19 protein-coding genes are annotated in these 20,106 nt (G+C 69.2%); 13 read left to right on the top strand and 6 right to left on the bottom strand.

Annotated elements, in window-relative coordinates; genetic code table 11:
• The first annotated feature begins 38 nt into the window (after positions 1 to 38).
• The 5 genes from E8A49_RS11625 (at position 39) to E8A49_RS11605 (ending at position 7,951) form a co-directional block, all read left to right on the top strand.
• Entirely contained in the window at positions 39 to 1,745 is a 1,707-nt protein-coding gene (locus E8A49_RS11625) for a hypothetical protein (RefSeq protein WP_293380886.1), read from the top strand.
• A gap of 84 nt (positions 1,746 to 1,829) precedes the next feature.
• Positions 1,830 to 2,708, top strand: coding sequence for an ATP-binding cassette domain-containing protein (locus tag E8A49_RS11620; RefSeq protein WP_293380883.1), 879 nt, complete (start codon positions 1,830 to 1,832; stop codon positions 2,706 to 2,708).
• Positions 2,709 to 2,722: 14 nt separating this feature from the next.
• On the top strand, positions 2,723 to 6,328 hold the full coding sequence (locus tag E8A49_RS11615; protein ID WP_293380880.1) for a M1 family aminopeptidase: 3,606 nt from the start codon (positions 2,723 to 2,725) through the stop codon (positions 6,326 to 6,328).
• Between the two features lie 44 nt (positions 6,329 to 6,372).
• A complete protein-coding gene (gene radC / locus E8A49_RS11610; RefSeq protein ID WP_293380875.1) occupies positions 6,373 to 7,137 on the top strand; it encodes a DNA repair protein RadC in 765 nt (254 codons plus the stop codon).
• 298 nt (positions 7,138 to 7,435) lie between these two features.
• Positions 7,436 to 7,951, top strand: coding sequence for an Rrf2 family transcriptional regulator (locus E8A49_RS11605; RefSeq protein WP_293380872.1), 516 nt, complete (start codon positions 7,436 to 7,438; stop codon positions 7,949 to 7,951).
• Positions 7,952 to 7,970: 19 nt separating this feature from the next.
• Here the strand turns inward: E8A49_RS11605 and E8A49_RS11600 are convergent, their stop codons facing one another.
• Positions 7,971 to 8,573, bottom strand: a complete 603-nt coding sequence (locus tag E8A49_RS11600; protein WP_293381043.1) for a membrane dipeptidase — start codon at positions 8,571 to 8,573, stop codon at positions 7,971 to 7,973.
• A 5-nt stretch (positions 8,574 to 8,578) separates the two neighbouring features.
• Positions 8,579 to 9,190: a membrane dipeptidase gene (locus E8A49_RS11595; RefSeq protein ID WP_293380869.1), complete on the bottom strand. Its 612-nt coding sequence runs from the start codon at positions 9,188 to 9,190 to the stop codon at positions 8,579 to 8,581.
• A gap of 241 nt (positions 9,191 to 9,431) precedes the next feature.
• On the opposite strand from E8A49_RS11595, the gene E8A49_RS11590 reads away from it, so the two are divergent.
• Positions 9,432 to 10,454 carry a 2-oxoglutarate and iron-dependent oxygenase domain-containing protein gene (locus tag E8A49_RS11590; protein WP_293380865.1) on the top strand — a complete coding sequence of 341 codons (1,023 nt, stop codon included), beginning with the start codon at positions 9,432 to 9,434 and terminating at the stop codon, positions 10,452 to 10,454.
• 10 nt (positions 10,455 to 10,464) lie between these two features.
• On the opposite strand, the gene E8A49_RS11585 is transcribed toward E8A49_RS11590, so the two are convergent.
• Both E8A49_RS11585 and E8A49_RS11580 read right to left on the bottom strand, forming a co-directional pair.
• A complete protein-coding gene (locus E8A49_RS11585) occupies positions 10,465 to 11,310 on the bottom strand; it encodes a PhnD/SsuA/transferrin family substrate-binding protein (RefSeq protein ID WP_293380862.1) in 846 nt (281 codons plus the stop codon).
• Positions 11,307 to 12,230, bottom strand: a complete 924-nt coding sequence (locus E8A49_RS11580) for a fatty acid desaturase (protein WP_293380859.1) — start codon at positions 12,228 to 12,230, stop codon at positions 11,307 to 11,309. Before E8A49_RS11580 ends, E8A49_RS11585 begins: the two co-directional genes overlap by 4 nt.
• Before the next feature lie 308 nt (positions 12,231 to 12,538).
• On the opposite strand from E8A49_RS11580, the gene E8A49_RS11575 reads away from it, so the two are divergent.
• The 6 genes from E8A49_RS11575 to E8A49_RS11550 are packed head-to-tail and all read left to right on the top strand — an operon-like array spanning position 12,539 to position 17,048.
• The gene (locus E8A49_RS11575) at positions 12,539 to 12,982 is read left to right on the top strand and encodes a DUF6152 family protein (RefSeq protein ID WP_293380856.1); all 444 of its coding nucleotides are present in this window, start codon (positions 12,539 to 12,541) and stop codon (positions 12,980 to 12,982) included.
• Complete coding sequence (locus E8A49_RS11570; protein ID WP_293380853.1) at positions 12,982 to 13,899, top strand: hypothetical protein; 918 nt, start codon at positions 12,982 to 12,984, stop codon at positions 13,897 to 13,899. Before E8A49_RS11575 ends, E8A49_RS11570 begins: the two co-directional genes overlap by 1 nt.
• The gene (locus tag E8A49_RS11565) at positions 13,896 to 14,528 is read left to right on the top strand and encodes a cytochrome c (protein ID WP_293380850.1); all 633 of its coding nucleotides are present in this window, start codon (positions 13,896 to 13,898) and stop codon (positions 14,526 to 14,528) included. Before E8A49_RS11570 ends, E8A49_RS11565 begins: the two co-directional genes overlap by 4 nt.
• Complete coding sequence (locus tag E8A49_RS11560; RefSeq protein ID WP_293380847.1) at positions 14,525 to 15,949, top strand: sigma-54 dependent transcriptional regulator; 1,425 nt, start codon at positions 14,525 to 14,527, stop codon at positions 15,947 to 15,949. Before E8A49_RS11565 ends, E8A49_RS11560 begins: the two co-directional genes overlap by 4 nt.
• Positions 15,946 to 16,857: a TauD/TfdA family dioxygenase gene (locus E8A49_RS11555; protein WP_293380844.1), complete on the top strand. Its 912-nt coding sequence runs from the start codon at positions 15,946 to 15,948 to the stop codon at positions 16,855 to 16,857. The genes E8A49_RS11560 and E8A49_RS11555 overlap by 4 nt, the downstream gene beginning before the upstream one ends.
• A gap of 17 nt (positions 16,858 to 16,874) precedes the next feature.
• Positions 16,875 to 17,048, top strand: a complete 174-nt coding sequence (locus tag E8A49_RS11550; protein ID WP_293380841.1) for a hypothetical protein — start codon at positions 16,875 to 16,877, stop codon at positions 17,046 to 17,048.
• Positions 17,049 to 17,058: 10 nt separating this feature from the next.
• Here the strand turns inward: E8A49_RS11550 and E8A49_RS11545 are convergent, their stop codons facing one another.
• Together E8A49_RS11545 and E8A49_RS11540 are read right to left on the bottom strand one after the other, a co-directional pair.
• On the bottom strand, positions 17,059 to 17,814 hold the full coding sequence (locus E8A49_RS11545) for an SDR family NAD(P)-dependent oxidoreductase (RefSeq protein WP_293380838.1): 756 nt from the start codon (positions 17,812 to 17,814) through the stop codon (positions 17,059 to 17,061).
• Between the two features lie 20 nt (positions 17,815 to 17,834).
• Positions 17,835 to 18,689: a CmcJ/NvfI family oxidoreductase gene (locus tag E8A49_RS11540; RefSeq protein ID WP_293380835.1), complete on the bottom strand. Its 855-nt coding sequence runs from the start codon at positions 18,687 to 18,689 to the stop codon at positions 17,835 to 17,837.
• Between the two features lie 221 nt (positions 18,690 to 18,910).
• On the opposite strand from E8A49_RS11540, the gene ssuD reads away from it, so the two are divergent.
• Positions 18,911 to 20,056 (top strand): FMNH2-dependent alkanesulfonate monooxygenase, encoded by a 1,146-nt coding sequence (gene ssuD, locus E8A49_RS11535; protein ID WP_293380832.1) that lies wholly within the window; start codon positions 18,911 to 18,913, stop codon positions 20,054 to 20,056.
• Positions 20,057 to 20,106 lie beyond the last annotated feature (50 nt).

The following is a 20,106-nucleotide window of genomic DNA, read 5'->3' as shown; positions in this document are numbered from 1 at the left end:
ACGCCCGACCCTCCCGCGCATCGACGGGAGGGACCGCCATGAACGCCTTCGCAACAGCCGCCGCCTCCGCCCTCGCGCTCACCCTGGCCCTGCCGGGCGTCGTGGGCGCCGACGCGACCCAGCTCGGCGTCGGCTACATCTGCGGGGCGGAGAAGACCGCCGCGGCGCACCTGACGCCCACGCCGGCGGTGATGCTGGCCGGCGTCGGCAACGGGACCTCGCCCGCCGACACGGCCAACGCCCAGGCGCAGGCCTGGTACGTCGAGGGCCTCAACCTCTACCACGCCTTCAACCACAACGAGGCCAACGCCGCCTTCGCCAGGGCCGCCGCCCTCGACCCCAACTGCGCGCTTTGCGAGTGGAGCGTGGCGCTCGGCATGGGGCCGACGCTGAACTACGGCGTCACCGCCGAGCAGACCGCCACGGCCCTCACCCACGCCCAGCGCGCCAAGGCCTTGCTGAAGCCCGGCGCCCCCCGCGCCGCCGGCCTCGTCGACGCCCTGCTGGTCCGCTACGCCAAGGACAACCCCAGCCGCGACCTGGCCTACGGCAAGGCGATGGACGACCTCGCCCGCCGCTATCCCACCGACGACGAGATCGCCAACCTGGCCGCCCAGGCCCTGATGATCCCGGGCCGCGGGTCCGACGCGGCGGGCGTGGCCCGCGCCACCGAGCTGATCAAGGGGGTGCTGGCGCGCCATCCCGACGACACCGCGGCGATCCATTACTACATCCACGCCACCGAGTTCGCCGGCCGCCCCGCCGACGCCCTGCCCTACGCCGAGAAGCTGGCGGGCCTGGCGCCCGGCGCCAGCCACCTGGTGCACATGGCCGCCCACACCCTTATGCACGTCGGCCAGTACGAGCAGGTGGCCATCGTCGACGCCGAGGCCCTGAAGGTCGACGCCGACACCGAGGCGCGGTTCGGCTACGCGGGCCCGCTCTCCAGCCAGATGTACTACCTGCACAACTACACCTTCGGCCTGGCGGGCGCCCTGATGGCGGGCGACGCCCGGCTGGCGCTGAAGTACGCCGACCACGCCGACGTCGCCTTCCCAGTCAGCGGCGACAAGAGCCCGACCATGATCCCGCCGGGCCTGACCCGGGTGGAGCGTCCCGCCGACCGGCGCGCCACTGTCGACGCCCGCAGCCTGGTGGCCTATGGCCGCTATGCTCCCGCCCGCGCGCTCGCACTCACCGACGCCCCCGGCGATCCACGCCTGGTGCGCATCTACCGCCACTACGCCAGGGGGGAGGCCTTGGCCGCCCAGGGCGACGCGGCCGGCGTGCGCCACGAGGGCGATGTCGTCCTCGCCCTCCTGATCGAGGCCCTGAAGGCCGGCGAGACCGGCAATGCCGACACCGCCAGCATCGCCGCCGACGTGCTGCACGGCCGCGCGGAGCTGATGTCCGGACGCCCGGAGAAGGCCGCCGAGCTCTTCGCCCGCGCCGCCCAGCGCCAGGACAAGGTCTATCCCGTCGCCCGCAACTTCGACCCGCCGCCTTGGTGGTATCCGGTCCGCCGGAGCCTGGCGCAGGCCGACCTCGCCGCCGGCAAGCCCGACGACGCCGTCCGCGAAGCCAAGGCCAGCCTGGTCGGCTGGCCCGACGACGCCCTCGCGCTGCGCGTCCTCTCGCAAGCCGAAGCCAAACAGGGCCACGCCGCCGAGGCCGCCAAGGATATGGCCGAGGCCAAGAAGGTCTGGCGCGGGGACCTCAGCAGAATGCCCGCAGCCCTGACCTGACGGACGTCACAAGGTTACAGCTCGCTAACTTGCCACCCTGTGGCGAAACGGGGCAGCGTGCGCGCGCCACTGGGAGCGCGCGCCTTGCTGTCGATCAAGAGCCTCACGCACGTCTACGCCAACGGGACGCGCGCCCTCGATGACGTGAACCTCGAGGTCCCCACCGGGATGTTCGGCCTCTTGGGCCCCAACGGCGCGGGCAAGTCGACGCTGATGCGCTCCATCGCCACCCTGCAGACGCCCACCTCGGGCTCGATCCGCTTCGGCGATATCGACGTGATCGCCGAGCCGGAACAGCTGCGCCGCACCCTGGGCTACCTGCCGCAGGACTTCGGCGTCTACCCGCGAGTCTCGGCCCACGACATGCTGGACCACATGGCCGTGCTGAAGGGCGTCGCCGACGGCAAGGCCCGCCGCGAGACGGTGGAGAGCCTGCTCAACCAGACCAACCTGTGGAGCGTGCGCAAGAAGGCGCTGGCCGGCTTCTCCGGCGGCATGCGTCAGCGCTTCGGCATCGCCCAGGCGCTGATCGGCGACCCCAGCCTGATCATCGTCGACGAGCCCACCGCCGGCCTCGATCCGGAAGAGCGCAACCGCTTCCTGAACCTCCTCGCCGAGATCGGCGAGCATGTGGTGGTGATCCTGTCGACCCACATCGTCGAGGACGTGGCGGACCTCTGCCCGGCCATGGCGATCATCGTCGACGGCCGGATCGTGCGCCAAGGCGCGCCCACCGAGCTGATGGCCGGGCTCGTGGGGCGCATCTGGATGAAGACCATCGACAAGGCCGAGCTGGAGGCCGCCAAGGCCAGATACCAGGTGATCTCCACCCGCCTGTTCGCCGGCCGCACGGTGATCCATGTGGCCGCCGACGCCGACCCCGGCGACGGCTTCACCCCGGTCACCGGCGGGCTGGAGGATGTCTACTTCTCGACGCTGGCCGCCGCCCGCCAAGCCGCCTGACCGGGGGCCGGGGCATGTTCTTCAAGATCGCGAGCTTCGAGTTCCGCTACCAGACGCGCCAGCCGGTCTTCTGGGTGGCGGTGATCATCTTCGCCCTCTTGGCCTTCGGCGCGGTGGCGTCCGACAACATCCAGCTCGGCAACACCGCCAACGTCCACAAGAACGCGCCCTGGGTGATCGCCCAGTCCAGCCTGATCTTCGCGGTCATCTATATGTTCGTGACCACCGCCTTCGTGGCCAATGTGGTCGTGCGCGACGATGACACCGGCTACGGGCCGCTGATCTATTCCACCCGGGTCAGCAAGTTCGACTACCTCTACGGCCGCTTCACCGGCGCCTACCTGGCCGCCGCCCTCAGCTTCCTGGCGGTGCCGGTCGGCTTCTTCCTGGGCTCGTTGATGCCGTGGGTGGACAAGGAGACGATCGGGCCGCTCTTCCCCGGCGCCTACGCCTTCGCCTACTTCTACCTGGCGCTGCCGGTGCTGTTCCTGAGTTCGGCGATCTTCTTCACGCTCGCCACGGTCACCCGCTCGATGATGTGGGCCTATGTCGGCGTCGTCGGCTTTATCATCCTGCGCTCGGTCTTCAGCCTGGTGCTCAGCCGCCAGGGCCTGGAGACCACCGCGGCGCTGTGGGAGCCCAACGGCATCTCCGCCTTCAGCCTGGCCACCCGCTATTGGACCGCCAGCGAACGCAACGCCATGGTCCCGGCCATCGGCGGCTACATCCTGTGGAACAAACTGCTGTGGACAGGGATCGGCTTCGGCGTCCTGGCGCTGGCCTACCGCCTGTTCCGCTTCGAGACCGGCAAGGTCTCCCGCGACCAGAAGAAGGCCGCCCGCCTGGCCGCCGCCGAGGAAACCGCCGCGCCCGCGCCCCACGCCGGGCCGCTTCCCAAGCCGGTCTTCAACGCCGCCACCGCCCGCGCCCAGCTCTGGGCGCGCACCTGGCTGGACCTGGGCCAGGTGTTCAAGAGCCCCGCCTACTTCGTCCTGCTGGCCTTGGCCGCCCTACTGTCGGTGGTCAACCTGTGGCTCTCCACCGACATCAGCCTCTACGGCGGCCGCACCTATCCGGTGACGCGGGTGATGATCCAGGCGCTCGCCGGGATCTTCAGCTTCATGAGCATCATCATCGCCATCTATTACGCGGGCGAACTGGTCTGGCGCGAACGCGAGAAGAAGACCGGCGAGATCATCGACGCCACGGCGGTCCCAGACTGGGCCTTCATCGTCCCCAAGACCCTGGCCATTTCGCTGGTCTTGATCTCCAGCTTTGTGATGAGCATGGCGGTCGCCATGATCGTCCAGGCGATCAAGGGCTACTTCGGCTTCGCGCCCCTCGAATACCTGCTGTGGTGGATCGTCCCGCAGTCGATCGACGCGATCCTGATCGCGGTGCTGGCGATCTTCATCCAGGCCCTGGTCCCCCACAAGTTCGTGGGCTGGGGCGTGATGGTCCTCTACCTGATCTCGACCGTCGTGCTGAACAACCTGGGGCTCGAGGACGTCCTCTACCAGTACGGCCTCTCACCCGACGTCCCGATCTCCGACATGAACGGCCAGGGGCATTTCTGGATCGGGCCCTACGCCCTGCGGCTCTATTGGTCGGCCCTGGCCCTCGTGCTGACCGTGCTGGCCTACGGCCTGTGGCGCCGGGGATCGGAGACCCGCTTCGGCCCGCGCCTGCGCCGCTTGCCGGGCCGCCTGAAGGGCCCCGCCGGCGCCCTCCTGGCCCTGGGTCTGGCGGCCTTCGTCGGCATGGGCGGCTACATCTATCTGAACACCCACGTCTGGAACCCCTACCGGACCCACCTCGACGACGAGCGGTTCCTGGCCGACTACGAGAAGGCGCTCTGGCGGTTCCACGACACGCCACAGCCGACCGTCACGGCGGTGAAGCTGGATGTCGCGCTCTATCCGCACGACCCGAAGGTGGTGACGCGCGGCAGCTATCAGATCCAGAACCGCACCGGGGCTCCGCTCTCCGAGGTGCATGTCCGCTTCGCCGACCGGGACCTGAAGGTCCGCGAGCTGTCGGTCCAGGGCGCGCGCCAGAAGACCGACTTCGGCCGCTTCAACTACCGCGTCTTCGCCTTCGACCAGCCCATGGCGCCCGGCGAGACCCGCACCATCGGCTTCACCACCGAGCGCGCGCAACGCGGCTTCAAGAACAGCCGTAACTGGAAGAACGTCGTCGACAACGGAACCTTCCTCAACAACTACGACGTGGCGCCGGTCCTGGGCATGGACCGCAACCTCCTGCTCACCGACCGGTCGAAGCGGCGCAAGTACGGCCTGCCGCCGGAACTGCGGCCGCCCAAGCTGGGCGATCCCTCCGGCGCCCGGCACAACGCGCTGCGCAGCGACAGCGACTGGGTGTCCAGCGACATCACGCTGTCCACCGTGGCCGACCAGATCCCGATCGCGCCGGGCTACAAGGTCTCCGAGACAGTGTCCGGCGGCCGGCGAACCGCCCACTTCGTCTCCGACTCCCCAATGATGAACTTCTTCTCGTTGCAGTCGGCCAAGTACGCGGTGAAGACCGAGACCTACCGGGGCGTGGCGATCAGCGTCTATTACGACCCGCAGCACCCTTGGAACGTCGAGCGGATGATCCGCACCGCCAAGGCGGGGCTGGACTACTTCGACGTGAACTTCAGCCCCTACCAGTTCCGCCAGCTGCGGTTCCTGGAGTTTCCCGATTTCGCCGGCAGCTTCGCCCAGTCCTTCGCCAACACCGTGCCCTGGTCCGAAGGCCTGGTGTTCATCGCCGACAACGACAGCGACCCCTCGCGCATCGACATGGTGACCTACGTCGGCGCCCACGAACTCGGCCACCAGTGGTGGGGCCACCAGGCGGTCAGCGCCGACGAGCAGGGCGACACCATGCTGATCGAGACCTTCGCCCAGTACTCCGCCCTGATGGTGATGAAGCACATGTATGGGCCGGACATGATCCGGAAGTTCCTGAAGTATGAGCTCGACAGCTACCTGAAGGCCCGCGGCGGCGAGGCCCTGGAGGAGCTGCCGCTCGAGAAGGTCGAGAACCAGGGCTACATCCACTATCGCAAGGGCTCGCTGGTCATGTACCGGCTGCAGGACGAGATCGGCGAGGACGCGGTCAACGCGGCCTTGCGCAAATACCTGCACGACTACGCCTTCAAGCCCGCGCCCTACCCCAACGCCGCCGAACTGGTCGCCGACTTCCGCGCCGTCGCTCCGCCCAACAAGCAGCAGCTGATCACCGACCTCTTCGAGAAGATCACCCTCTACGACTTCAAGGCGAAGACCGCGGTCGCCCGGAAGCGCCCCGACGGCCAGTGGGACGTGATCCTGACGATCGACGCCAAGAAGCTCTACGCCAACGGCCAGGGCCAGGAGACCGAGGCCCCCCTCACCGACGAGGTGGTCGACATCGGCGTCTTCACCGCCGAGCCCGGCAAGAAGGACTTCTCGGCGAAGGACGTGCTCTTCATGAAGCCGCTCTCGGTAAAGACCGGGACCCAGACCTACACCGTCACCGTGCCCAAGAAGCCGCTCTTCGCCGGCGTCGATCCCTACAACAAACGCATCGACCGCAACTCCGACGACAACACGGTCAAGGTGACGGGCGGCTAGCTCGGCCTTGCCAAAAGAGAACGCATGGGGAACACTAGCGCCCCATGGACGCCAAGTTCGCCGTGGAAGACGCCTCGCCGCAGCCCGACCTGTGGGCGGCGCCGGCGCGTGCGGCGAAGGCCAAGACGGCCTCTGACAAGCCACACTATCTCGGCCATCGTGAGCGGCTGCGAGACCGGGCGGCGGACGCGGGCCTTTCCGCCCTGCCCGACTACGAACTGCTGGAGCTCTATCTCTTCCGCGCCATCCCGCGCGGCGACGTCAAGCCGTTGGCCAAGCAGCTTCTGGCCCGCTTCGGCTCGCTGGGCGGCGTGATGGGCGCGACCGTCGAGGAGCTGAAGTCGGTCAGGGGCGTGGGGGAGACCGCGGCGCTCGACCTCAAGCTGGCGCACGAGGCGGCGGTGCGCCTGGGCCGCGAGGCGGTCGGCAAACGGCCGGTGATCTCGTCCTGGTCGGCGCTGCTGGCCTATGTGAAGACCGCCCTGGCGCACGAGGCGCGCGAGCAGTTCCGCGTCATCTTCCTCGACAAGAAGAACGCCCTCATCGCCGACGAGGTGATGGGCAAGGGCACCGTCGACCACGCGCCGGTCTATCCGCGCGAGGTCATGCGCCGGGCGCTCGAGCTGTCGGCCAGCGCCGTGATCCTGGTGCACAACCATCCTGGGGGTGATCCAGCACCATCCGTCGCGGACATCGACATGACCCGCCAGGTCGTTGAAGCCGGTCGTGCGCTCCGCATCACCGTCCACGACCATCTCATCGCCGCCCGACATGGCGTAGCCAGCTTCAAGGCGCTCGGCCTGCTTTAGCCCCAGGGCGACGCAAAGCTCGACTTGCTCAACCTATCGGCTGGTCCGACCCTTGCCCAGACCTCGACGGCGCCAGTCGAAGAAACGGCGGCCGCAGCGAAGAAAATCGTATTCTCCCTGGCGAGAAACCGCGAAAACCTCGGTGGCCCGTCCATCGCTCAGGCAATCTCGCACCTTGCGCCGGGCGGACCGATAACCTCCATGTCCGACCGGGACGGTCGAGACCTCGTCGGACTCCAAGGTCGACTTGTCGTGCGGTCCGCGACGGCGAGAGCATCTTGATTGTGGCGCCGGTTGCATGTCGATTGTCGGCGGCTGCGACGATGCGGCGAACAGTTGGATTCGAATACTCTCGCAACGCGGTCGCTACGCCCTTAAGGCGCTCCTTCATCTCGGCCGAAGCGGCGGCGAGCCGCGCGGCGTGACCGTGATCGCGGCCAGCGAACAGATCCCGCGCAAATTCCTCGAGTCGATCATGTCGGCGCTGCGCCGAGCCGAGCTGGTCGAGAGCACCCGGGGCTGGACGGGCGGTTACCGGCTGGCCAAGCCGGCCGACCTGATCACCTTCGGCGAGGTGGTGCGCCTGACCGATGGCCCGCTGGCCTTGCTGCCGTGTGCGAGCCGCAACTTCTACAAGCGCTGCGACGATTGCGCCGACGAGGCGGCGTGCGCCTTGCGTCGCGTCATGGCCAGCGTGCGCAATCAGGTCGCTGAGATCCTCGACCGCACCACGCTGGCCGACGCGATCGCGGGTTCGCCGGCCAGCCGCTCGCTGCTTGACGGAGAGACGGTCGAGAGCGCGGCGGGCGACTGAGGGCTGGCCCTCGGGCGCGCTAGGTCGTCGGCTTGCGGGCCGCTTCGGCCGCCGCGAGGACGCGCAGGAAATTCCCGCTCCAGATCTTCGCCAGCTGCGCCTCGGTATAGCCGCGGGCGAGCAGCTCCTTCGTCACGTTCGGGGCGTCCGCCTCGCTGGCGAAGCCGGTGACGCCGGCGCCGTGGTTGAAGTCGCTGCCGATGCCGACGTGGTCCACGCCGACGCGCTTGGCGATGTAGTCGATGTGGTCGACGTACTGCTTGACTGTGGCGCGGGGATAGAGCGCCCGGAAGCCCGTCAGGAAGGCCGCCTGTTTGTCGGCTGCGAGCGTGTCGAGCCCGGCCTCGCCCGCGCCCGGCGGCAACCCGTACTGCGCCCGTAGCGCCGCCAGCTTGGCGTCATAGTCCGCCGGCTTCTTCACCAGATAGGCGTTGAAGGGCGTCACCTGGATCACGCCGCCTTTCGCGGCGATGGCGTCGATCTCGGCGTCCGACAGATTGCGCGTCGCGTCGATCAAGGCGCGGACGTCGGAGTGGGTCGCCACCACCGGCGCGCGGCTGAGCTCCAGCGTCTGGAACACACCCTTCGGTGTGAGCTGCGAGACGTCGACCAGGACGCCCAGGTCGTTCAGGCGCCGGACAGCCGCCTTCCCGGCGTCGGACAGGCCGCCGTTCGGCTCGCCGGCCCCAGCCTGGGCCGTGAGGAGTCGGCGAAGGCGTTGTTGCCCGCATGCGCGAGGCCCGCCACGCGGACACCGTCGGCGTAGAGCCTGTCGAAGCCGGAGACATCGCCGTTCAGCCAATAGGCGTTGAGGAAGCCGATCAGCACCGCGACCTTGCCGGCGCCGGCGATGCGGCGGACGTCCGCGGCGGTATGGGCGATCTCCACGTCCTGAGGATTGTCCCGCGCCAGCGCCTTGATGGCCGCCAATTTGCCCAAGGCCTCCGTCCGGGCGGCGGCATAGCCTTCCGGGGTGGCTGGCCCCGTGGGCGCGAACACGGCGAACACGACCGCATCCACACCGCCCAGCCGCAGCTTGGTCAGGTCAGCGTCAGAGGTCGTGGACGCGCCGGGCTTCGGAAGCACCACATCGACATGGCTATCCAGCGTCAGCAGCCGCCGATGGATCTGCAGGGCGGGCGTGCTGGATTGCGCGATCACCGCGCCCGAGGCGCCGAGCGCCAAGGCCACGCCTGCGGCGGCCAGGGCGAATCTGGCGGTGTCTGATTTCGTGTTCATGGTGGGGCTCCCGCAGGCGCGCCGAAATCTTGGCGCCATCCGATCACCTATCCAGACAGTAGGAATTGCAATCCAGATTCTCTCGGTAGGCTTTCAGACGACTTCGGTAGGTCGGCGGGGAGCGGCCAGCGCTCTGGGCCCGGGACCGCGCCGCACAGTTGGCCCAAATGCGCTTGACCGGCGGGCGGCCGATCGACGAGGTGATGTGGTCCCTTCCAGACGACCTCTAGAGGGCCCATCGATGACGGACGTCTTGCCGGTGATCGACATGGAGCCGTTGTTCGACGGCTCCGACGAACGGATCTATGTCGCCGCCGAGATCGCCGCCGCCTGCGAGGCGCACGGGTTCTTCTACCTGGTCGGCCATCGGATTCCTCCGGACATCCTGCGCGACCTGGGGGTCGAGAGCCGCCGCTTCTTCGCCCTGCCCGAGGCCGAGAAGATGGCGATCGCCATGTCGCGCGGGGGCCGCGCCTGGCGTGGCTACTTCCCGGTCGGCGGCGAGCTGACGTCCGGCCGCCCCGACCTAAAGGAAGGCCTCTACCTGGGTACGGAACTGGCGGCGGACCATCCGCGGGTCCGGGCCGGCATGCCGCTGCATGGCGCGAACCTGTGGTCGGCGCGGCCGGCGGGCCTGCAACGGGCGGCGACCGGCTACATACGCGCGGCGACCGCGGCCGCGGCGGCGCTGATGGAGGGTGTCTCGCTGAGCCTGGGCCTCACGCCGGACTACTTCGCGCGGACCTACAGCGGCGATCCCACCGTGCTGTTCCGCATTTTCCATTACCCGGCGAGGAGTCCGGCGAAGGTCGACTGGCGCGAGAGCTGGGGCGTGGCCGAGCACACCGACTACGGCCTGCTGACCCTGCTCGCCCAGGACCGCCACGGCGGCCTGCAGGTCAAGACGCCGGGCGGCTGGATCGAGGCGCCGCCGATCGAGGGTGCGCTGGTCTGCAACATCGGCGACATGCTGGAACGATTGAGCGGCGGCCGCTTCAGGTCGACACCGCACCGGGTGCGCAATGTCAGCGGCCAGGACCGGCTATCGTTTCCGCTGTTCTTCGACCCGGATTTCCAGGCGCCGATGCGTCCACTGCCGATCGCAGCCGTCGACACCGCGCGCATCGATGTCGACCGCGCCGAGCGCTGGGACCGCGCCAGCGTCCACAGCTTCGAGGGGACCTACGGCGACTATCTGCTGGGCAAGGTCGCGAAAGTCTTCCCGCACCTCATCGAAACGGCGCTCGGCGCCGAAGGGACCTGATCGGCCCGGCTCACGCCAGGACGGGATATCCCCGCGCGATCGCGGCGTGTTCCAACTGCAGCACCTCACCGTAGTTGCGGGCCGGCAGCACGCAGAACCCATCGATCAACAGCTCCCGACGCACCGCCGCCAGGGCCGGATTGGTGACGGTGGCCTGCAAGGCCCGGCGCAAGGCGCGTAGCGTGGTTGGAGGCGTCCCGGCGCTCGTCACCAGCGGCAACCCGGGTGTCGAAGCGGTCCATTGCAGATTCCGAACCCCCGCCGCGAGGTCCGGAGAGAGGCGGCAGATCTGGGCGTAGGTCACATTGTCGATCGCGGCGAGGTCGGCGCGGCCCTCGGCGACGGCGGTCAGGCTGGCCAGGTGCGAGCCGGTGACACTGACGTCGCTGAAGAACGGCTGCCCGCCGGCGACTTCTGACACCGCGGCGCGCAACAGGTTCATGCCGGTGTTGGACGTCCAGCTGTTCAGGGCCGCTCGCGAGCCGCGCAACTCAACCAGACGTTCGGCGTCGCGGGTCGCCGCAACGATGATCGCGCTGCGATGGAAAGGGCCTTCGGACCCCGGCGCGCGATATCGCGGCGTCGCCACCAGCTGCACAGCGCCGCGCAGACCGGTCATCAAGGGATAGCCGCAGGTCTGCGCTAGCAGGAGCTGCGAGTCACGCCAGAGGTCCTCCAGGTCCGCCGGCCGCGCGAGGTCGAGCGGCGCCGCCACGCCATGCGCCAGGAGCGGCGTGCGCAGGGCATCCCACAGCGCCGCGTTGGCGTCACGGAGCTCCGGGAAATCGTACATCGGCAGCGCCACAATCGGGGCCGCGCCCGCCGCCGCCTCGATGTTCAGGGCCGGGGCGTTCATGCCGCCGCCTCCCCAGTGGGCGGCGCAAACGCCGGGTGCTCCAGGGTGTGGTGGGGACGCACGGCGAAGCGCGCGAAAACCTCGCCATAGCCGTCGTAGACGAGGCCGCCGTTCGCAGAGAGCAGCGCCGGACGGTGGATGCGATACCGTGCCGGCAACCGCCACCAGGGCAGCGTCGGCCAGGCATGGTGGGCCGCGTGCAGGTTGTTGTTGAGGAACAGCAGGCCAAGGACCGGTGCATTCTCCACCACCGCGACCTGCCCGCCGGGTGTGGCGTCGGCGCGGTGCTCGGCGAACGAACGCAGCAACGACAGCGCGATCCCGGGATAGACGAAGCACAGCAGATAGCGCGCCAGGCTCAGCTGGCAGACAGCGATCAACCAGGTCATCACCACCGCAACGCCAGCGGCATGCGCCGCCCACTCTGCCCGCGCGCCAGGCTCGCCCCTGGCCACGCGCCGCGCCTCATCCCAGCCCAGCCGCGCGACCTCCACGAAGGGTCCGACCAGCAGCCGCCCGATCAAGGTGGCTTGCAGGCCTGCGATGAACCTCACCGTGCGATGCCGCCATCCGGACCCCAATCCCAGATACCGGGCCTCAGGGTCATGGTCGGGATGGGCGAGGTGTTCGCACGCGTGGTGCAGCAGGTGGCTTCGCCGATAGACCGTGAACGGCAGCCACAACGACAGGGGCGCGGCGCCTAGCGCCTCGTTCAGGCGGCGGCTGGCGGTCGGGTGACCGTGGATGATCTCGTGCTGGAGGGAGCCCTGCCAGGCGATGAGCCACCCCCCGAGCACGGCCAGCACGGGCGTCGGCAGATGGGCCTGCAGCAGGGTCACGGCCATCCAGCCGCCGTAGACCGCCACCGCCAAGCCAACGGTCAGCCACTCCACGTTTCGCCTCGACGCGATCGACTGCATGCATCCGCCTTGGTTGCGCGACGCTCCAGGGGAGGACTTTGGCGTCTTGACCGCAATTCAGATTGGATAGGTAGGATTTAAGAAAATCTCTCAAGCGCGGCGGCAGCGGCGGTTCGGGCTCGGTTGCGCGAGACAATCCTCGCAATCCGAACCCGGCGCACTAATCGCACCATCAGAAAATCTGACCGGAGTTAAATCCTATTACAAAGATAGGCTTTAACTGAAGGTGGCTCTCGCAAATCCCCTTCGCCGGCCAGGGCGGCCTCCCCTTCACCGCCCTGGTCACTCGAACTTGAGGAGATGGCGGCATGACGCAGGCTCGGCGCGCAAAGGCGAAACGCGGCTCGGCCCTAGCAGTCCTGTTGGCCTTGGCCTGCGCGACACCGGTCTTCGCGCACCATTCCTTCTCGGCGGAGTTCGACGGCGACAAGCCCGTCCGGCTGGTCGGCAAGATCACCAAGGTCGAGTTCCAGAACCCCCACTCCTATTTCTACCTCGACGTCCTACGGAAGGACGGGACCGTGGTGAACTGGGCTTGCGAGGGCGGCGGCCCAGGCGCGCTCTCCCAGCACGGCTGGAAGAAGGGCGACGTGAAGGTCGGCGACACCCTGGTGGTCGACGGTTACCTGGCGCGCGATGGCTCACATCTCGTCGACGCGCGTCGCGTCACCCTGCCGGACGGCCGCAGCATCTACGGCGGCACCCCAGGCGACGGCGGGCCTGGTGATGGCCAGGCCGGACCGCCCCGCTGATGTCGCGCGGGAGATCGACGGCGAACCTCGTTTCGCGCGCATCGGGCGTTGCCGCGGCCCTGCTGATCGCCGCCGGCGCCCTCGCGCAGCCTGCCCCACCGCACGCCAAGTCGGTGGAGGTCGAGGGCGATGGCGCGACCCTGCAAGGCACGGAGCCGACCGGTCCCGCGCGCGCCGCCCCGCGCGACGCCGCCGGCCATCCGGACCTCACCGGCTACTGGAAGCCCCTGCGCGAACCCGGCAAGCCAGGCGGGAACATCGGCAAGGACCTGCCGGGCTTCAAGCTGCCGCTGACGCCGGCCGGCGAGGCGGCGCTGAAGCACAACCGCACCGAGACCATCGACCCGGAAGCGCTGTGCATCCTGGGCGGCATCCCCCGCCATGACGCCAGCGGCCTGCCCTTCGAGGTGCTGCAGACCCCCAGGCGCATCGCCTTCCTCTACCTTTATTCGACCCACCGCTTCATTCCGGTCGATGGCCGCAAGCACGAACCGGATCCGGAGCCACGGTTCTTCGGCAATCCCGTCGGCGAGTGGCAGGGTGACACCCTGATCATCGATACCGTGGGCTTCAAGGACGAGAAGATCTGGCTCGACGAGAACGCCGACCCGCAGAGCGACGCCATGCACGCGGTCGAGCGCTGGACCCGGCCGGACGCCGCCCACATCCACCTCGAACTCTTGGTGGATGACAAGAAATTCTACACCCGGCCCTTCACCTTCAGCCGCACCTGGGTGCTGGGCGAGCTCGGCGAGGGCCTGACGGAATATTCCTGCGCGGAGAACAACGTCGACGCCAAGCATATCGGCCCGGGGCCCGGTGCGATCGGCGCGGACGGCAACCGCGGCGCCGACATTCCCAAACGGCTGCCGGACAATCCGCCGCCGCCTGAATTCTACGAGACGCCGAAGCGATGAGCGGCATAGCGCGCAGCCAGTGGCGGATCGGGCTCGCCTTGCTGGCTCTCACCGGCCTTTGCGCGTGCCATCCGCGCACCGAGAAGAGGCCCGCGCCTCAGGCGGCGCCGGCGACCGTCCAGGCGTTGATGGACGGCGTCATCGACCCCAACGCCGACCAGCTCTGGTGCGCGGTCGCGACGGTCCGGACACCCGGCGGCGAGGTCCATCGGCAACCGACAACGCCGGAAGGCTGGGCGACAGTCGCGGCCATGGCCGATCGGTTGACTGAGGGCGCGGCCACGCTCGGTGAGACGCGCCAGGTTGGTGGCGACGGTCACGGCCGGTTGGCCGACGCGTCGACCCCCGGCATCCGCACCGCGGCCCAGATCACCCAGGCCATCGCCGACGACCCGCCGCGTTTCGCCGCCGCCGCCGAGCGGCTCCGCGCCGCCGCGTCAGACGCCCGCGCGGCGGCGGACCGGCGAGACCCGGCAGCCTTGCTGACCGCCGGCGCGGCGATGGATGCGGCCTGCGAGGCCTGTCACGCCGCCTACTGGTATCCGCCCGGGCCGCCGTTGCCCCTGCCCTCACCGGCGGTCTTCGCGCGCATCGGCCAGTCGAACCTTGAGCCTCGGAGCAAGCCATGACCGCCCGGGTGCTGATCTCCGAAAACGACATGACGATCCGCCACAGCCTGGCCAAACGCTTCGCGGTCGAGGGTTGGCAGGTGCGGTTCGCCGGCGAGGCGGAAACCCTGCTGCGCTGGACCTCCGAGGACGTCGCCGACGCCGTTGTGGTCGTCGACCTGGCGAGCCCGACGGATCCTGGCCACGAGGTCGCCCAGACCTTGCGGCGACGACACCCAAGGCTGCCGATCGTCACGACCATCCGCGAGGCGAACCTTCGCGCCTCGGCGCAGGCGATCCTCAGCGGCTCCTTCGAGACCTTGCCCAAGCCCTACCAGGCCGAAGACCTGGTCGCCGCGATCCGCCGGGCCATAACGCTGCCCAGAGGCCGGCATCTGAGCGCCGCGGTCGCCCAGGCGGCGAAGGACAATCGCCTGCCGCTGATCGGCCGGTCTGCGGCGATGCAGGCGCTTTACCGCACAGCCGCACGCCTCGTGCAGTCGACGCTGCCGGTGCTGATCACCGGCGAAACCGGGGTCGGCAAGGCGCTGATCGCCCGCTGCCTGCACGACCTGGGCCCGCGGCGCGGTCGGGCCTTCGCGGCCCTGAACCTCGTCTCGCTCTCCGGACCGGACATCGCCGACCGGTTGCTGGGTTGGCAGCAGGTCGAAGGACTCATCGAACTGGCGCGCGGCGGCACGCTCTACCTGCATGCCGTCGGCGATCTCTCCGCTGAAGCGCAGGCGCGGCTGATGCGGGTGCTCAACGAGACCGGCCTCGACCGGGAGCCTGCGTCGGTCGGCGCGGCCGCTGATGTCCGCCTCGTCGCGTCTGGACCGGACGACCTTTGCGCGCGCGTGGATCGCGGCGAGTTCCGCGAAGACCTCTACTATCGCCTCGGCGTCGCCACCCTGGCGGTCCCGTCCCTGCGGTCGAGGCCAGAGGACGTGCCGGACCTCGCCAACGCCTTCCTCCATCGCGGAACCGTACCGGGTGTGGCCGCACAGCATCTGGACCCCTTAGCGTTGCAGCGCCTGCGCGCCCACGATTGGCCGGGCAATGTGCGTGAGCTTGAGAACCTGATCCGACGCATTCAGGCCCTCTATCCACACGCCAACATCTGCGCCGACATCGTCGAGGAACAACTGGCGGCGAGGGGTCGCTCGGCCCGATCACCGGCGGGCGAGAGCGGCGCCGATCACCCGGATCGGCTCGCCCTCGCGGTCGAACAGGCCGTCTCGACCTACTTCGCCGAGGCCGCCGCCGACGGCCGGCCCGGCCTGCACGACCACATCACCCGCGCCGTCGAGGCGCCCCTGCTGAAGGCGACCCTGCTCGCCACCCGCGGGAACAAGTCCCGCGCCGCGGCCCTGCTCGGCATCAGCCGCGCCTCGCTCAGCAAGAAGATCGAACACCACGCCCTCGAGGAGATTCAGTCATGAGCGCCGACGGACATCTGGACCTCACCACCCGGCTCGACATTCGTCCCGTCGCCGGCCGCGTCGGCGCCGAGATTGCGGGATTGACCCTCTCGGCCGATCTGCCCGACGCCGACATCGGCGCGATCGAGGCGGCGCTCTATCGCCACAAGGTGCTGTTCTTCCACGGCCAGCAGCATCTCGACGACGACGCCCACGAGGCCTTCGCCGCGCGGCTGGGCGAGCTCCTGCCGCATCCGACCGTCCCGGTCCGCAAGGGGAGCAAGTCCCTCCTTGAACTGGACTCCATCCATGGCGGCGGTCGCGCCAACGCCTGGCACACCGACATCACCTTCCTGCCGGCCTACCCCAAGGCCTCGATCCTGCGGGCCGTGCAATCGACGCAGTCCGGCGGCGACACGGTCTGGGCCAACACGGCGGAAGCCTACAAGCGTTTGCCTGAAGCCTTGCGCGCGCTCGCCGACAGCGCCTGGGCGATCCATACCAACGCCTACGACTATGCCGCGGCCAAGCCGAACGCACGGCCGGAGGACGTCGCTCGCCACCGCGAGGTCTTCGCCTCGACCGTCTACGAAACCGAGCATCCGGTCGTCCGCGTCCATCCCGAGACCGGCGAGCGGACCCTGGTGCTTGGCCAGTTCCTGAAGTCCCTGAAGGGCTTCGATATGGCGGACTCGCGGCGGATCTACGAGACCCTGCAGGCCCACGTCACCCAGCTTGAGAATACCGTCCGCTGGCGGTGGGCTGAGGGCGATGTGGCCATCTGGGACAACCGCGCCACCCAGCATTACGCCATCAACGACTACGGCGATCAGCGCCGGATCATGCGCCGCGTGACGCTTGCAGGCGATGTGCCGCTGTCCATCGACGGCCGCTCCAGCCGGGCGATCTCGCCCGCGCCGGCAAACTGATCGGCAACGCGAACGCCATGACCCTTCCGGGCAATCCTGCACGAGACCTCACGCCGCTCGACCTGCGGCTCCTGGAACCGGACCTGCTGGGGGCGGTGACGCTGGTGGTCTATGGCCGTGGACCGCAGCTTGCCCGATCGGCCGGGGAGGCGCGCGCATTCACCGCCAAGCCTCGGCCCGAACGGCGCTGATCCAGACGATCTAGAATGTCTCCGCCCAGGGCCGCAGGTCCAGCTCCAGCGTCCAGGCGCTGCGGTGCTGTTGGTGCAGGACCCAATAGGCCTCGGCGATCGCGTCGATGTTGAGCAGGCCGTCCGGACCGCGCTGGTCCTTCAGCTGCGGCAGCCGGCTGAGCAGCCGTTCACCCTCAATGCCACCGTCGATCACCACGTGACCCACATGGATGCCCTGCGGCCCGAACTCGCGCGCCAGGCTTTGGGCCAGGTTCCGCAGCGCCGCCTTGGCGGCGGCGAACGGCGCGAAATTCGCCTTGCCGCGCAGGCTGCCGCTGGCGCCGGTGAACAAGAGGCTGCCCTCGCCGCGGGCCAGCAGCGCCGGCAGGGCGGCCTGCGCCAACTGGAAGCCACCCAGCGCGTGCTCGCGCCAATGGGCCTCGAACTCGGCCTCGGTGAGCTTCAGGAACGGCGATGGACGGTTGCTGCCGGCGTTGTGGACCGCCACCGCCAAGGGCGCGAGTTTCTGGGCTTCCGCCACGAACTGCGCCGCGTCGTCCGCCAGCGAGACGTCGCCGACCGTGCCGGACACCCGGTAGCCCTCCCCGAGCAAGGCCGCCTCGGTCGCCTGCAGCTTCTCGGCGTTGCGCCCGGCGATCAAGACCGGGAAACCCTCGCGCCCGAAGCGCCGCGCGATGGCAGCGCCCAGGCCATTGACCGAGCCGACGCCGGCGACCAGCACACTACCGGTTCGGCCACCCGGCAAGGATGGGTTGTTCGTCATGGTCTTTCCCCCCGGACCGGTCAGTCGAAGAAGGCGATGGTGCGGAATTCAATGCTCTCGCGCGGCGGCGTGCCGGGCGGCGTGGTGGGGTCCTCGAAGCCGGTGTGCGGCGCAAAGCGCGCGACGGTTTCGTCGGAGTCCCAGCACTTGATCAGCAGCGTCTCGTCAGGCCGCAGCGCCGAGACCTGGAACCAACGCTGCGTCGGCGTATAGGCGACGCCGTAGATCTCGCCGGTCCGATGCTCGAAGCGCAGCTCCGAGGGGATGAGGTCGGCGGGGTCGACACTGCTGGCGTCCGCCAAGGCCAGCGGCCAATCGAGCGCCGGCCGGCCGATGGGGCGCCAGACATTGATGATCGCCGCGCGGCGTCGCAGCAGGTCTTCCGCCTGATCGCTCATCAGGTCGCGCACCCGCTGCGGGCCGGACTTCACCGTCTGGTCGACGTGGACGCGGGTGGCGGGCTGGCGGGGCGCGCCGGTCGTCCGGTCCTCGGTCCCTACCAGGCGCCGGCGAAGGGTGTGGTCATAGACCACCACGCGGCGCGCACCGGTCGCGGCGCGCACGATCTCGGCGGCTTCCGGATGGCCGAGCGCCAGGGTCTGGGCTTCGTCCCAGAAGTCGCGGACGGCAGTCCGGTGGGAGACCAGGGCGAAGCCTTCGACATCGAGGCTGAGGTCGCGCACCACCGGGCGCGCGTCCGCGATGCGGACAACCTGCTCGTCGATGACGATATTGCTGCGCCGCTGGCCGTCCGGCGGATCGAAGGCATAGGTGAACTGGGTTTCCGTCGAGCGCTGGGTGAACCCCAGCTTGCCTTCGACGGAGGAGAGCGCGGCGCGGGAACGTTCGGTCAGAACAGCGGCATGAACGGACATGGCTTTCACCTGTTTTACGGCCCGTTCTGGATGTAGGCGCCAGTCCGGACCCGAACGAGGTCTGAGGCCTTCCAGTTCTTCGCGGGGCCCTTGGAGTTCTTCTGGCTTTCCAAGGTGATCGCGACCCGGACACTGCCGCTGGGCCGTCGCAATTTCCGCTCGCCCGACCGTCCGCGAGGCTTACCGTGTCCCGATCTTCCGCATCCCGGTCCGACGCGCCCGTGCGGCCCTTCTGGTTCATCCCCGCGCACGGGGACGGCCGCTGGCTGGGTGACGCCGAAGGCGCGCGGCCCACAGCCTTCGACTACCTGGGCCAGGTCGCCCAGGCCGCCGATCGGCTGGGGTTCGAAGGCGTCCTGATCCCGACGGGCCGCACCTGCGAGGACTCCTGGGTGCTAGCCAGCGCCATGGCGGCGATCACACGGCGGCTGAAATTCCTGGTGGCGGTGCGGCCGGGCGTGACCTCGCCACTATTCGCCGCCCGTCAGGCCGCGACGCTCGACCGGGTCAGCGGCGGACGGTTGCTGGTCAATGTGGTGGTCGGCGGCGACGCCTCGGAGATGGCGGCGGACGGGGTCTTCCTCAGCCACGACGAACGTTACGCCCAAGCCGAGGAATACCTGACCGTCTGGAACCGGCTGATGGCCGGCGGCAAGGTTGACTTCGACGGCCAGCACATCCGCGCGCAGGGGAGCGAACTGCTCTTCGACCCCGTCCAGCCGGGCGGCCCGCCGCTCTATCTGGGCGGATCGTCCGAGCCCGCACTCGACCTGACCGCCAGGCACATTGACCACTACCTGACCTGGGGCGAACCGCCGGATCAGGTGGCCGCCAAAGTCGCCGAGGTGCGCCGCCGCGCCGGGGCGCAGGGCCGCGAGGTCCGGTTCGGCGGCCGCTTCCACATCATCGTCCGCGAGACCGAAGAGGCCGCCTGGGCCGAGGCCGAGCGGCTGATCAGCCGCCTCGACGACGCCACCATCGCCAAGGCCCAGGCCCGGCTCGCCAAGTCGGAAAGCGTCGGCCAGGCGCGGATGAACGCCCTGCACGGCGGCGATCGCCACAATCTGGTGATCTATCCCAACCTCTGGGCGGGCGTCGGCCTTGTGCGCGGCGGGGCCGGCACGGCGCTGGTGGGTTCCGCCGAAAACGTCGCCGACCGCATCCGAGAGTACCGCGCCGCGGGCCTCGAAACCTTCGTGCTCTCCGGTTATCCGCACCTGGAAGAGGCCTACCGGACCGCCGAGCTGCTGTTTCCGTTGCTGAACATCGCGAGTTCCGAAACGAGCGCGCCGAAGGTCAGTCCGGGTCGCGCCGGTGAGACCGGCCCCTATGTGCGAGGCTCCGCCGGCGCCACCGGTCCGTCTTGAGCGGCAGCGGGGTTCGACCCTGAGGGTGCTCTTCGCCTGGCAGATGCGGT

The sequence above is a fragment of the Phenylobacterium sp. genome (genome assembly GCF_004799515.1).
GTDB lineage: Bacteria > Pseudomonadota > Alphaproteobacteria > Caulobacterales > Caulobacteraceae > Phenylobacterium.
This window is presented reverse-complemented; position numbering and strand designations above follow the sequence as displayed.